General features: G+C 56.1%; 11 protein-coding genes. All 11 read right to left on the bottom strand.

Features of this window, described 5'->3' with window-relative positions; translation table 11 throughout:
• Positions 1–92: 92 nt before the first annotated feature.
• The 11 genes from ABVR31_RS03595 to ABVR31_RS03545 all read right to left on the bottom strand — a co-directional run bounded on the left by ABVR31_RS03595 (position 93) and on the right by ABVR31_RS03545 (position 14,466).
• A complete protein-coding gene (locus tag ABVR31_RS03595; RefSeq protein ID WP_238561531.1) occupies positions 93–482 on the bottom strand; it encodes a hypothetical protein in 390 nt (129 codons plus the stop codon).
• A 703-nt stretch (positions 483–1,185) separates the two neighbouring features.
• Complete coding sequence (locus ABVR31_RS03590) at positions 1,186–1,533, bottom strand: DUF3592 domain-containing protein (protein WP_058771638.1); 348 nt, start codon at positions 1,531–1,533, stop codon at positions 1,186–1,188.
• An 861-nt stretch (positions 1,534–2,394) separates the two neighbouring features.
• Positions 2,395–2,751, bottom strand: a complete 357-nt coding sequence (locus tag ABVR31_RS03585; RefSeq protein ID WP_372771830.1) for a hypothetical protein — start codon at positions 2,749–2,751, stop codon at positions 2,395–2,397.
• Between the two features lie 9 nt (positions 2,752–2,760).
• On the bottom strand, positions 2,761–4,986 hold the full coding sequence (locus ABVR31_RS03580) for a type VI secretion system Vgr family protein (RefSeq protein ID WP_081316053.1): 2,226 nt from the start codon (positions 4,984–4,986) through the stop codon (positions 2,761–2,763).
• A 16-nt stretch (positions 4,987–5,002) separates the two neighbouring features.
• Positions 5,003–6,469: a serine/threonine protein kinase gene (locus tag ABVR31_RS03575; protein WP_372771829.1), complete on the bottom strand. Its 1,467-nt coding sequence runs from the start codon at positions 6,467–6,469 to the stop codon at positions 5,003–5,005.
• Positions 6,470–6,498: 29 nt separating this feature from the next.
• Positions 6,499–9,108, bottom strand: coding sequence for a type VI secretion system ATPase TssH (gene tssH / locus ABVR31_RS03570; protein ID WP_372771828.1), 2,610 nt, complete (start codon positions 9,106–9,108; stop codon positions 6,499–6,501).
• Positions 9,109–9,162: 54 nt separating this feature from the next.
• Positions 9,163–10,209: a type VI secretion system baseplate subunit TssG gene (tssG, locus tag ABVR31_RS03565; protein ID WP_058775983.1), complete on the bottom strand. Its 1,047-nt coding sequence runs from the start codon at positions 10,207–10,209 to the stop codon at positions 9,163–9,165.
• Entirely contained in the window at positions 10,206–12,080 is a 1,875-nt protein-coding gene (tssF, locus tag ABVR31_RS03560) for a type VI secretion system baseplate subunit TssF (protein WP_372771827.1), read from the bottom strand. The genes tssG and tssF overlap by 4 nt, the downstream gene beginning before the upstream one ends.
• Before the next feature lie 2 nt (positions 12,081–12,082).
• The gene (gene tssE / locus ABVR31_RS03555; RefSeq protein WP_021506795.1) at positions 12,083–12,658 is read right to left on the bottom strand and encodes a type VI secretion system baseplate subunit TssE; all 576 of its coding nucleotides are present in this window, start codon (positions 12,656–12,658) and stop codon (positions 12,083–12,085) included.
• The gene (locus ABVR31_RS03550; protein ID WP_058757158.1) at positions 12,648–13,472 is read right to left on the bottom strand and encodes a type VI secretion system accessory protein TagJ; all 825 of its coding nucleotides are present in this window, start codon (positions 13,470–13,472) and stop codon (positions 12,648–12,650) included. The genes tssE and ABVR31_RS03550 overlap by 11 nt, the downstream gene beginning before the upstream one ends.
• Before the next feature lie 16 nt (positions 13,473–13,488).
• On the bottom strand, positions 13,489–14,466 hold the full coding sequence (locus tag ABVR31_RS03545) for a hypothetical protein (RefSeq protein WP_150059367.1): 978 nt from the start codon (positions 14,464–14,466) through the stop codon (positions 13,489–13,491).
• Positions 14,467–14,468: the final 2 nt, after the last annotated feature.

Here is a 14,468-nt window from a genome sequence, read left to right as displayed (position 1 = left end):
AAAAAAGCACAACACAGCCCAGGCAATGTCATATCAAAATCATAAAGCGCAATATTACATCGATTATCTAGCCATAAAGCTAATAAAAGCCACTAATATAAAATATCGATAATAGCAACTTTTGGTGGCTTATCTTCGTTATATTTTACAATTACCCCAATCCCTTTCTTTAATTTATGTATATCATTTGGTCGCACTAATCCTTTACCAGAATATATATTCTCTTTTCCAGCAACAGTAAGAGGCACATTAAAATCATAGAAAAAGTCGTTGCCATATTTGGTGTCTGTTTGTGACCAACTTTTAGGTTCAATAGTTATTACATTGCCTTGCCATTCATCTCTGGTTTTCCAGTTTTTTATTTCAATCAATTCATTCTTGTTTGGTTTGAAGATTAAAAACATCACAAACAAACCAATAACAGTCATTATGATTCCGATAATAAATGGGGTTTCGGTTAAAAAATGCACTTCCACCTTCATATAAATAAATGCTTTTTTATTTTTTCAATAAAGTCAATCGGATGGTCAACTTTTACCCCGAGTAATAGCCCACGGTTTATCATATAAAACATTATTTTAAAAGACGTATATGTAACTTGCGCAATAATTTTATATTGTACAAAGGAGTTACAACCTGATCTAATAGTTAAAGTTATAAGTTATAAGTTATAAGTTATAAGTAGTCATAGGGTTGCCTGCTCCCTAATAGATAACAGGCACGCTATTATTTTAACGATGCACCTTCTATTTCAATAATAAAAAATCAGGATTTGCATTACTGCAAGTTAAAGAAAACTCTTTACCAGGCTATTATTTATCAATATCTGAGGTAAAAATAAAAATCTTGTCCTCCCCTGAATGTAATGAACCATCTTTAGTCGTATAATCAAAATACAAGTGCACATTAGTATACTGGTACATTCACCCAGGGTAACTTTCTATTTTGGTTATTCTAGCTTGAGTAATGACACCATTTTTTCTAATTCACCCATTCAATAATTCTTTATTCACACTCCTGATTATAAAAAACAAAAAATTATAACGAAAATTAAAAAAAATGGCATAGCCTTTAGCAAAAAACATCATTGCATTCATTAGGCTACTTTTTATAACCAATTCTCTACTGGATTACCCGTTAACAATACAACATTAATTATGTGTCATTAATAATGAAAGTTGCATATTACTCCATTTCAATGGTGGCCACAAAAACACTATCCGGATCGTCAGGCATATAATATATAATGGCAGTATTCTCTCGCATAATTTTTATCAAGTTTTGTGGTGATAAAAATTTCTTCACTGAGACTTGTACTGGGCCAGATTGAGACTCAAATGACAATATCATCTTCATCTTTGTATTCCCAGTACCACTAGCACCTACTTTTTCCATACTTAAAACTTTAGCTTCTACCCTGACACCATCTTTTTTAAATTTATCGTATTTTTCACCGGTGCTATAGCAATAATAAACGACTCCGCAAATTATTATAGAAGCTAAAATCATCGTACCTAAAACTGACAGAAACATTGTTTATTTATCCTATGGTGAAAAGCTCATCGAAATAAGCCCTGATATCCGATTTAGCTAAACTTAATTTATTTCCTGACCTAAATCTTACATCCCCATCAGATAAGACAATATTTTTTAACTATCTACAACATTATGAGCTATTATCAAGTCTGAAAGCCCATCAGAAATACCTGCAATCGAAATTTGAGTGCCTTTTACATTGCCAGACAAAAACGAGCCTCTATTTCTACACTGGCAGTATTTTTTATAATTATTTTATTTGGTAAAGTTATCAAAATCTCACTGGTAACAGTAGCAATGGAAAGGACGACATCAATTATCAACGGAGCATCAGTCAGTAGACTTATGATTTTTCCTTTTCAATCTGATAAAAATAATATTATTAAAAAACAAACCCAAAAAGTCATTTAGCCAGTCATATCAGTTACCACAGTGTTTATTCAATCATTCATTTGCATTAACTTTTGGTTGTTATCCTTAGTAAAGACTAGTTTAGTTATTTTATTTTACCCCCTCACCAAATTAAGCCCAACTGATAGCAGTTAAGATTAATAAAAACCATGTTTAAAGTTTTTCCAACAAACATTAATTTACAGTTAAATCTTAACCTTTTTATTAAATTTCAATGATTTGATTGCCATTCATATGAAGTCTACTTTGTCTTCTGAATGATACATTAGCATTAACCCTATATCCCTCTTTCATAAAAAAACCTGACATATATTTAAACACCATAATCATGAGTTCATCATGCAAAATAGCCCTAAAAACCTCTGATGTAAGTATTGTTAATATAACAACTCACAATAGAGGCCATATAACATGAATTGATTTAGCACGGTATAAATTAGCTTACGTTTATAATGATATTTTTGAGTTTTTTACGTCCCCCTTTTTATAACCAATCATAATTTCATTCCCAGCCATATACTTATTTGATTCGTTTCTCTTAACAGTTATTATTTCACTTTTTGTTACAGAGAAGCCATCTTTAGTTACGAACTCATAATTCACCTTTAACCTATCACTATCCATAACCTGATCCAGGTAGTCTACTTTTTTAATTTTTGCATTAGCATAAACTATTTCATTTAGTGTCTTATAAGAGGTAAACTTATTTTTCACCTCTTTAATAATGGAGAAGATGATTACACAACCTAACACTGAAAATATAATAGTATGAATGGCTCGAGGGAAACTTGAAAAATCAAACATTAAAAACTCCTAGTTGAACATTTGTAGAGCTGCGTTTTTTATCGCTATAGTTACAGTAGTGGCTTCACCAGATCCGACCCTAAATTTGAAGCCTTTATTGTAAAAAATAACAACCGGATTGTTTTCCATTTTAAAACCAGTCATACCAAAATTCGAAGCGGTGAAGGAAGCGGCCGTTCCTGTAAATGCAACTTGCTTTCCTTTCCACTCAACAGCCCACGGGGTATCAATGTTAACTTCATCAGAACTTTTGATCGTTATTTTATTAGGTGAAGTAATCATGGCCTCACCAGTAACAATTTCCTGCGTCCAACCACCAAGAATTTTAGTGGTAACACCACCGACGACTTTATTATGTTGCCCACCAGAGTTAATAGTTAAATTATCGCCATTCTGAATTACTGTGTTACGCCCGCCAGAATTAACATCTGTGTTTAAATCCCCGTCTTCAATAGTTGTGTCTTGATTTCCCTGAGAAATGCGCGTTTTCTGATCACCAGTGATTTCGTTAAGTTCACCTTTACTGCTAATAGTCAGGTGACGCCCTTCTTTTATGTTTACAACCTCACTATTATTAAAGTTTTTCAGCTCAACATCGTCAACCGTCGTTGTGCGCTTCTGCTTGTAGTGGAAAGTTGCATCGCCAGTGATCTCATCGCTTTGATCTTTGCCGATCTTTGTCGTGCGGCAACCGTCTATTGATACGGTCTTGTCATTCTCCACCGAAATGTTCATGTCTTTTTCAGCATGCATATTAAGCAGCTCACCGCCCGGCTTGTCCTCAAAGAACAGGAAGCTGGCGTTGTCATTATGGCCATCTTTACTGCGCGTCATAAAGCCCATGCGCGTGGCGTCTTCGGGAAGGTTCCAGGGTGGCATACTCGCTTCGTTATATACGCGCCCGGTAATTATCGGGCGGTCAGGATCACCGTTGATGAAGTCTACAACAACTTCATCACCAACGCGCGGGATCTGCACCCCGCCGAACCCCTGACCCGCCCACGCGCTCGACACCCGCACCCAGCACGAGCTCGTGTCGTCGCCCTTCGCCAGGCGGTCCCAGTGGAACTTCACCTTCACCCGGCCGTAGCGGTCCGTCCAGATTGACTCTCCCGCCGGGCCCACCACCTTCGCCGTCTGCGGGCCGTGCGTCTTCGGCCACGCCGTCGCCGGCTCCGCGCGGTACGTCACCGACGACGGCAGCACCGTGAACGCGATGTTGTGCCGCGCTCCGCCGCCGCCGCTCGCGTACCCGTTCTCCTCAAAGTCGTACCGCGCCGACGTCACCAGGTACTCACCGTTGTCGCTGAAGTGCGGCGCGTTCACGATGCCGAACCGGTACCCCGGCGCGATGCCCGTCGCCGTCCCCGTTCCGCTCACGCTGTGGTGCGCAACCTGCCACACCTCCTGGCGGATGCGCGTGTAAAACTCGCCGTGGCTGTGGTCGACAAAATGGCCCGGCCAGTCGTACACGTCCACCGCCCCCGGCACCGGCGACACCGGGTTCTGCCGCGCCTGCAGCATCCACGCGTTCGGCTTGCGGAAGTCGTAGTCGTCCGTGCTGTACATCCCCGGCGTCACGCTCTCGCACAGCGACCACTGGCTGATGCCCTCCTCCGTCACGCTCCCGCCCGACGCCGTCACGTGGTACGGTATCGTCTCGTAGCCCGCGAACGCCTCGTGCTGGTCCGCCCCGTCGCACAGCACCATCACGTGACGCTCCGCCTCGTGGCGGAACCAGTAGTAAATCCCCTCCAGCTCCATCAGCCGGCTGATGAAGTCGAAGCTGCTCTCCTGGTACTGCACGCAGTACTCCCACACCCGGTAGCTGCTGCCCAGCCGCGTCTCCACGTTCACCCCGTTCTCCTGCAGCAGCGTCTGCACTATCTGCGGCACCGTCTGGCCCTGGAATATCCGCAGGTTGCGGTCGCGGCGCATCGGCCACAGGTCCGGCTCCACCCGCAGCTGGTACACCGCGTAGCGCGTCCCGCTCAGCTCCTCGCTGCGCACCGCCACCCGCGTGATTTTGCCGTTGAGGTAGCGCGGCGACAGCAGGCTCTGCGTCGGCAGCGTGAACGTGACCGGCTGCCCCAGCAGCGCGTGCCGGTCGATGCGCGCGTCCGTGGCCAGCAGCTCGGCGTTCAGCTCAAACGACTGCGACAGCGCCTCGGCGCCGGTGAGTTTCCAGAACAGCAGGCCGTCCATCGGCAGCTGTGCGGTGATGCGTGAGAACATAATAAATCCCTGATGATTAACTGTGTGGATCGAGCAACCAGACGCCTTCTTCGCTGATGGTCAGCGTTTGCTCGCGCGTGCCGCCCTGGCCGCTGATGGCAAAGGTATAATTGCCTGGCGCCAGCTGCAGCGCGGCAAAACCGTTGGCAGCAGGCACCAGCGCCTGCGGTTTGCCATTCACCTGGACGCGTTCGCCCTGCTGCAGCTTGATGTAAACCTGCGCAACCGGCTCCGGCGGCGGAGCAGGCTGCGGCTCCGCTTCGCGCGGTTTTTCCGGCGTTACCGCTACCGTTGCGGCTGGCGCTGACGACGCTGACGGCGCTGAAGGTGAAACTGCAGGATCAGCAGCTGGCGCGCTGTTTTGCACCGTCTCTGCCGGCGCCGCAGGCTCATCGCCCCCGGACATCAGCAGCCCCACGCACAATCCCACCAGTACGCCCGCAGCTACCAGCCCCGGCAGCGCAAAGCGATGGCGCAGCAAAGATTTCACCGGCGAAAGCGTTTCGGCTTCGTTCGCCTCTTCCACCGGCACCAGCATGGTGCCCGGTCCGCTGATTTTGGCGCTCAGCAGCGGTTCCGGTTCGCGCTCTGGCAGCGCCATCAGCCCGGCAAAGGCATCAATATCCTGCGGCCGATCTTCCGGTTTGAGCGCCAGCGCGCGGTCCACCGCCGTCAGCAAGGCCTGGGAGTAGCCCGGCAGGCGGCGCGCGGCCAGCGACTGGTAGTTATCTTCGATGCTGCGCACCACGCTCACCGGCGGTGGCGCCCCGGTGATCAGTGTGTGCAGCACCGCGCCCAGCGCGTAAATATCCGTCCACGCGCCCTGTTCGCTTTCGTCGTTATCGCTGTATTGCTCGATGGGCGCATAGCCCGGACGCAGCATGGTTTCGCTCTCATCCGACAGGTTACCAATGGTTTTACGCGCAGAGCCAAAATCCAGCAGCACCGGCTCACCACTGCTCTGAATCTGGATGTTATCCAGCGAGATATCACGGTGCAGGTAACCAGCGTCGTGGATGGTTTTGATCGCACCCAGCAGCGGCGGCAGCAGGCGACGAATCCAGGCTTCATCCACCAGCTGCGGATTGCGCTCGCGCAGGTTCGATAAGGTGGTGCCGCTGTAAAACACCGTGCCCATATAAGCGGTGTCGTTCTGCACCCAGAAACGCAGCACGTGCAGCAGATTAGGATGGTTGAAGCGGGCCAGCAGGCGCGCCTCCTGAATAAAGCTGTTCAGCCCGGCATGAAAGGTTTTGCTGAAGCGTTCGCTGCGCAGCACCAGATTCAGGTCATCGCTGCGCACCGCCAGCGAAGCCGGCATAAACTCTTTGATGGCGATATCACGCTCCAGCTGATGATCCCAGGCACGATAAACAATGCCAAAGCCGCCACCACCGATCACTTCTTTAATTTCAAACTCATTGAAACGGTAACCCACCGGCAGAGCGTTGGGTACGTTGAGGGGATTATCGTGTTCCGACATTTTCGAAAACTCTCTGATCACTAACGGCTTTAGACATCGAACTGGCAAACAAACTCGCCCTGCTCACAGCGTACCTGCACGCGACGATAGCGTTCATCGCGGGCGTGGGCGCTGAGCAGCATCTGGCTCATCTGCGGCAACAGGGTATTGGTAAGGATGGCGTCGACCATGCGGCCACCGGACTCCACTTCCGTGCAGCGCTGCACGATCTGGCTGATGACCGAATCGTCAATCTGCGCGCTGATGCCGTGGTTGTCGGCGAGGCGCTGAACAATGCGGCCCAGCTGCAGCCGGACGATTTCCGCCAGCATCGCGTCGCTCAGCGGGTAATACGGCACCACCAGCAGGCGCCCCAGCAGCGCCGGCGGGAACACCTCCAGCAGCGGTTTACGCAATGCGGTGCTCAGCGCTTCCGGATCCGGCATCAGCTCCGGATCGGCGCACATCGCGCTGATCAGCTGCGTACCGACGTTGGAGGTCAGAATAATGATGGTGTTACGGAAGTCGATATGGCGCCCTTCGCCATCCTCCATCCAACCTTTATCGAACACCTGGAAGAACAGCTCGTGCACATCCGGATGCGCCTTCTCGATCTCATCCAGCAGCACCACGCTGTAGGGACGACGCCGCACCGCTTCGGTCAGCACGCCGCCTTCGCCATAGCCCACGTAGCCCGGCGGTGCGCCTTTCAGGGTGGAAACGGTGTGGGCTTCCTGAAACTCGCTCATGTTGATGGTGATGATGTTCTGCTCGCCGCCGTACAGCGACTCGGCCAGCGCCAGCGCGGTTTCGGTTTTGCCGACGCCGGAAGGACCGCACAGCATAAAGACGCCGACTGGTTTGTTCGGATTGTCGAGGCGCGCGCGTGAGGTGCGCACGCGTTTGGCGATCAGATCGAGACCGTGCCGCTGGCCAATCACGCGCTGGTTGAGCGTATCGGCGAGATTGAGCACCGCGTCGATTTCGTTTTTCACCATGCGCCCCAGCGGAATCCCGGTCCAGTCTGCGACCACGGCGGCCACCACGCTGGCATCCACGGCGGCAAACAGCAGCGGCGCTTCGCCCTGCACCTGCTGCAGCTGCTGTTGCGTCGCGTCCAGCTCATCGCGCAGCGCGGCTTCGCCCTCCGTCACGCAGCGCGCCCGCAGGGCGATCAGCTGATCGACCAGTTCACGCTCCTGCTGCCAGCGCTGCTGCAGCGCATCGCGCTCGGTTTCCAGCGTCGCGCGCAGGGCAGCAACCGCCTGCGAACGCGCCGCATCGCCCAGCCCGACTTTGCTTTCGCGCGCAATGATCTCTGCTTCAATCTCCAGCGCGGCCAGACGATGCAGGCAATCTTCCAGTGCCGCAGGCTGTGCGCCCTGGCTCACCGCCACGCGTGCGCAGGCGGTGTCCAGCAGCGCCACCGCTTTGTCCGGCAGCTGGCGCGCCGGAATGTAACGATGCGACAGCTTCACCGCCGCGCTGACCGCCTCATCCAGCAGCAGTACCTGATGGTGCTTCTCCAGCGCGCTGACGGTGCTGCGCAGCATCAGAATCGCTTTGGCTTCATCCGGCTCCTGCACCTGCACGGTCTGGAAACGACGCGTCAGCGCCGGAGCTTTCTCAATGTACTTTTTGTATTCGGCCCAGGTGGTGGCACCGATGGTGCGCAGCTGGCCGCGCGCCAGTGCCGGTTTCAGCAGGTTGGCGGCATCGCCGGTGCCCTGCTGGCCGCCAGCACCGACCAGCGTGTGGATCTCGTCAACGAACAGCACAATCGGCGTCGGGCTGGACTGCACTTCATTAATCAGCGCCTGCAGGCGCGCTTCAAATTCGCCTTTCATGCCGGCACCGGCCTGCAGCATGCCGATATCCAGCAGCCACAGCTGCACATCCCGCAGCGGAGCCGGTACGTCGCCAGCGGCGATACGCAGCGCCAGGCCTTCGACCACTGCGGTTTTGCCAACGCCCGCTTCGCCGGTCAGCAGCGGGTTGTTCTGCCGGCGACGCATCAGAATATCCACCATCTGGCGGATCTCTTCATCACGGCCGGTGACCGGATCGATGCGTCCTTCGCGTGCGCGCGCGGTGAGATCCTGCGCGTACTGCGCCAGCGTGCTGGTGCTGGCTGCCGGTGCGGCACTCTCCGCGCCCGGCTGTGCCACCAGTGCCTGCTGTGCTTCTTTACTGCTGGTGAGCAGCGTGTCGAACTGCTCCAGCAGCGCATCAGCATTGATACGGCCAAACTGGCCGGAGATGCCTTTCAGCACGCTGGCGAGGTTGAAGGTTTTGAGCATGCCAATCAGCAGATGGCCGCCGCGAATGCGCGTCGCACCGTACTTCAGCGAGGCGTAGACCCAGGCGCGCTCGACGGCGCTGTCGATGTGTTCGGCGAGATCGGAAACCGCGCTCGCACCGCGCGGCAGGCGGTCGAGCGCCGCGACGATATCCCGCGTCAGCGCGTTTTCATCCAGTGAAAAATGGCTGATCACCCGCTGTAAGTCGCCATCCTGCTGCTGCATCAGCTGGTGCAGCCAGTGCACCAGCTCAACATAAGGATTACCGCGCAGTTTACAAAAGGCGGTGGCGCTTTCCAGCGAGGTAAATAACAGCGTATCCAGTTTGCCGAATAACACGGCACGGCTGATTTCTGACATATCGGGTCTCTTTAATGAAAGAAGCAGGCTGTGTAACAGGGAAAAGCGATTGGGCTAGCTTGCGGCTGCCTCAACCTCAAACATGAAATCTTCGCGATCCTGCGGCTGTGGCGCGTGTCCCAGCCAGCTGGTGTAGCCCAGCCGGGCATTGCCTCCCAGCGTGACGCTCTGCACCTCTTCCGCCGCCAGGATCAGGCTGAGGTCCCACTGCATCTCGATGCCGAGATAGTGACGCACCCAGTCGCGCACTTCGCGCGCGCCCGGCGCATCCGGCAGAAAGTGGGCATACTGCTGCGCGCTCAGCGGACCGAGCCGCAGGCGAAAACGGTGCTGCACATCGCGCACCGCCACACCAAGGAACGCCGATTCGCCCAGCCGCGGCATCTGGCGTCCGGCTCCCAGCCGCGCCTGATCGCGCGCGTCCAGCGTCAGCCACTGCGGCACGTTCTGTGCCAGCTGCACCGGTACGCCAAAGTAGTGACGCAGAATGCGTACCAGCCCTTCAGCGTCGTGACCGTGGCGGCTAAGATGGCCGACCAGCATCAGCCGCGCATGCAGGCTGAGCGAACTGGCCTGCTGCTGCGCCGGTAAACCGATGCCGGCCAGACAGGCAAGGTAATCAACAAAGCGGCTGTTATCGGCGCGATCCAGCGAGACGGCCGGCTGCGCATCGGCCCAGGCGCGATAAAACAGCAGCGTGGCGCGATGGTGAAAGATGTCGGCAAATGCCGCCAGGCTGTGATCCTGATGGTGCACGATGCGCTCGTGCACATATTCCGTCAGGTGGGTCGGCAGCGGACCGTTGGGGCCAAACAGGCCAAAGCTGTAAATCGCCACGTCATGGCGCGCGTCCTCTGCGCGCGGCTGCACGCTGGCCAGCGTTGCCGGGGCAAACGCCAGCGACGGTTGCTGACCAATGCGCAGCGCTTCGAACTTCGGCAGCGGCGCGCGTCCCAGCGGATAGCGCTGGCCGCCCTGCGCATCCAGCCGGCGCAGCAGCTGAAACAGATCGTAGCGCCACGGTGCCGCCATCACTGCCTGCCAGAAATCGTCCGGCAGCCGCTGGGCGCGCTGCAGCGGAATGATCTGCGCCTCGCTCATAGCAGCGCCTTCCTGCCCATGCGCGGCGGCCAGTAGCCCACCTCGCCGCGCTGCTGGCTGTTGAGGGTGAATTCGGTAAAGCTATTCAGCGCCACCAGCCGGCTGCACACGCGTTCCAGCACGCTGCCGAGCAGCCACGGGCTGGCACCGGAGAATGCCTGTTCGTCGACCTCCAGCGTGATGCTGACGCCGCGCGCAAACACCACCGGGCCCGGTTCCGGCACCCGGCGATTGACCGCGCTGAGCTGGCAGTGGCGAATACCGTCAATCTGGCGCGCCACCGCCGCTTCGGCGAGATTAGCGTACAGGCTCAGCAACTGGCGCAGCGCGGCGGCGCCCTGGCCGTCGCTGCTGTCCATCAGGCTCAGGTAGTTCATCTGCAGGTGGCTGATCAGACGCCACGCGGAGAGCCCTTCGGCCAGCGCCGGACGCGGCGGCGTCGGGCCTTTACATAATTTCAGCTGACCGACCGGGATCGAATCCGGCATGACGAAATTGCCCTGCTCCTGCTGCAACAGCATCAGCGGCAGGTCACGGCTGGTGCAGAGCACGTCCGCCGACAGGTAGCGCATGTCGTCGCGCCACGGCGTGTGATGCTCATCCACCAGCGACAAAAACACTTCCGAGCCGATATAGCCGGTGCGCGTGCCGTAACGCTGCGCCTGCTCAGACAGCGTGCGCTGCTCGCGGCGCAGCGAGAAATAGGCACCGTAATCGCCGTCGTCGCCGCTGAAGGTGCTCCAGAACGGGCGGAATAACTGCTCTTCGCGCTTGCCCTCAACGGTGGCGAACAGCCGCTGCACCGAGTGCACTTCGTAGTCCAGCGGCCGGATGTTATCCACCACCAGATGATATTCGTGCTGGCTGTCGCTGACCTTCAGGCGCTCGGCCGTTTTGGGAAACAGGTTGATCACCGGCGTGCAGTGCAATGCCAGATGGCTGCTGTCCACCACGCTTTCCAGCGCGCTGTCAGCCTTATCCAGCAGGATGATAATGTCGAATTCCTGTGCGTTATCGCAGCGGCGCAGAAACGGTGCCAGCTGGCTCAGGCTGATGAACTGGAAACGCGCCGGAAAGGCAAAATACTCCTGCAGCAGCCGGTAGCCGTCGAAGTTACGCAGATCGTCCGGCAGCAGCGCCTGCTCTGGCGCAAAGCCTTCCTGCTGTAACGCGTCATCCGGCAGCACCTGGCGCAGCGGTTTCTGTTCGACCGATTGCAGGACGATGCCGACGCGGTGCTGCATCAGCAGCTCCAGCAGTTTCTGCGCCTGAATGTCCGGGCCGCTGAGATACAGCATTAAATCGGCGACATTCAGCTGACTGAGCGACGAGATGCCTTCGCAGGCGATACGCATGCGCAGCGCGCTGGCGGCACCGCGACCGCTGAGCTTCAGTTCGCCCAGCGGCAGATCGCCCGGCACGCCGCCGAGTGAAACGTCGCTGATGCGCAGCGGATGCAGCGTGACATCGTGCGCCGTGGTGTAACTGCAGGTGACGCCGCTTTTTTTCAGGTGCTGGCTCTCCATCATGGTGCCGCGCGGCACGTGGAAGCCATTGCTGATGTCGCCTTTGCGGCTGTCCGGCGTGAGCTGTGCAATCGCCATCGACGGCGTAGGTGACAGATAAGACGGCGCAATCATCTCCAGCAGCCGCTGCGAAAAGCGCGGGAATTCGGCGTCCATTTTGAGCTGCACGCGCGACGTGAGGAAAGCAAAGCCCTCCATCAGCCGCTCAACGTAAGGATCGGCGACTTCGATGCCGCGCATCCCCAGCCGCCCGGCGACTTTCGGATAGCGCGCAGCGAACTCCGCGCCCAGCTCACGCAGATAGGCCAGTTCGCGGTTGTAGTAGTCGAGCAGTTTGCTGTCCATGATTAACCTGCATCCAGTAGTTCAAAATGACCGCTTTCCAGATCAACCTGGGTGCGGAACAGAAACTCCAGCGGATAAGGCACGCACCACAGGCGGCCTTTTATTTCAATCGATAACACGTTGTGCAGGCTGAGCGACTTCAGATCGCTGACGCAGCGTACCTGCAGCCCCTGCGGCAGAATGCGCGGCTCGAAATGCAGAATGGCATCGGTCATTTTGCGCTGCATATCCTGCCATTCGATGTCGGAGATATTCTGTCCGGCCAGCGGCGCCACGCCAAAATTCCACACCGAGCGCTGCACTTCACCAAAGGCGCTGAGATCCTGCTGGGCTTCGTTGTTGATGGTGTTGAACAGCCACTGCAGATCGCGCAGCACGTGGCGGCGCAGCGTGCTGTGGGAAATCAGCGTGGTATTGCTGGCTTCGCTCTGCTTGTCCGGCGCGTTGTCAGTCAGACGATCAAGTAACGAGGATTGCAGCTTGTCGCGCGCGGTTAGCGCATCGCGATTTTTACGCGCGCGAAAACCGCCATGCAGCTGGGCATAGCCGTCGTTGTGCGAGCTGTTATCACGGCTCATCGCTGCCGCCTGGCTGGAACGTCAGCTGCTGCAGCGTCAGCAGCGGATACTCGCCGCTATCGCTCAGCCACAGCTTCTGGCCATGGCCGGTAAACTGGCTGTCATCGTGGCCCAGCGGCTGCCATTCCGTGACGCTGGCGCGCAGATAACGCTCATCCGCCCCCGGCAGCAGCGGATAGCGCACCGGGATCTGGCAAATCTGCTCGCTGCCATCCACCAGCTGCACGCGCGTATGGCGCCAGACCAAATCGGTCACGCTGGCGGGTGCCTGAAATTCCATCTCGCGGATCGCGGCGAACGGAATCCAGTAATAGCGGCCGTTGGCGATGGCTTCGCACACCGGCCCGAAGCGGCTGTCGCCGTCCATCAGCCACGCGAAGTCTGCCGTCTGTTCCTGCTGCTGCAGCTGGCCCGGATTGGCTTCGGCCTGCGCCAGCGCGGCGGCACGTTGCTCCGCACCCTGCGCGAAGTCACCGCGGATGTCGGCGGTCAGCGCAGCCAGCAGGGTTTCGCACCACGCCCACGCGCTGCCCGGCAGCTGCGGCTGCGCCTCGCCGCGCAGTACCGCTTCACGCTGCTGCTCACCGGCAATGGCCTGCTGCAGTAAGGTGACGGTCGGCTGCGCCTGGGGCGTCAGCGCCAGCCACGATTGCAGCTGGGTTTGCGCGCGCGCCCAGTTGCCCGCCAGGCACAGCAGCTGCACAAACGCCGCGCGCAGGTCGGCATTGGCCGGGCTGGCCTGAATCTGGCGGGTGATATCGGCGAGGTTATCGGCCAGTGAGGCACTGGCCAGGCGCGATTGTAACGACTTCATGCAAGCTCCTTTTGCGTTAGTTGATGGTGCGGTAAACCGCGGCGGCGGGATCTTTCAGCTCCGGATGCAGCTGCTCTACCAGCTGGACTTTCAGCGGTGCACTGGCGCTCAGCCACGGCGACCACACTTTGCGTACTTCCTGCAGCCGTGCGCGCAGTGCGCTCTCATCGGCGGCATCGCTGGCGGGCATCTGCACCACCACCTGATCCGGTGCCTGCCAGCCGTTGAACTGGCTGCTGAACGGCAGCACCAGCCAGCTGTCTGGCGACTTCTCGTTGCTCAGCACCATGCGTTCGCTGTTGACGGTAGTGATGCTGAGCTCGGCGCTCTGCTGTTTGTTATTCAGGCCGGCAATCGGGAAGCCCTGCAGGAACGTCACCACCACGCTTTTCGCCGCACCGTTGCCCATCTGCGTCAGGCTGCTGCGGCCGCTCAGCCAGCCATCCTGACCGCAGCTCAGCCCCTGTTTTGACGGCACGAACAGCGCGCTGGTCTGCGCCGGATGCTGCCACCAGGTGCGGAAGTGACAGCCGTCGAGCAGGCTGAACTGCAGCCACGGCGTGGTATCGGCCTGCGGCGAGTTGAGCACCGGCGCGGCAGGGGCAACCGCAGCGGTCTCTGGCTGCTGCACGGGCGCGGGCGGCGGCGTTACCACCGTTTGCCACTGCTGCGCTTTGGCAGCGCTACCGCTGGCGATCGGGTTGCCATTATCATCGTTGAGCGCCCAGTTGAGCTGCTGCAGCGCTTTACACTGCGATGCCATCAGCCCGGCGACGCGCGGCAGAAAATCCTCCAGCGCCGCGACGTTTTTCGCGCCGTGGGTGACGATGCGCAGATCAACATTGCGCTTACACCAGCTCGCCAGCTGGTTATCTTTCACGTCATCAATCCAGACATCCAGTTTCTGTGCCGGGGACTGCACGATGCGATAGTTCTCAGCAAATGCGTGCGTGCTGAGCAGCAGCGCAGCCAGACCCAGTAATCCATGTTTCATGT

This window comes from Pantoea sp. WEP (genome assembly GCF_041678305.1).
Classification (GTDB): domain Bacteria; phylum Pseudomonadota; class Gammaproteobacteria; order Enterobacterales; family Enterobacteriaceae; genus Pantoea; species Pantoea dispersa.
Note: the sequence above shows the minus strand (reverse complement) of the source record. Positions and strands in the feature narration are given on the sequence as shown.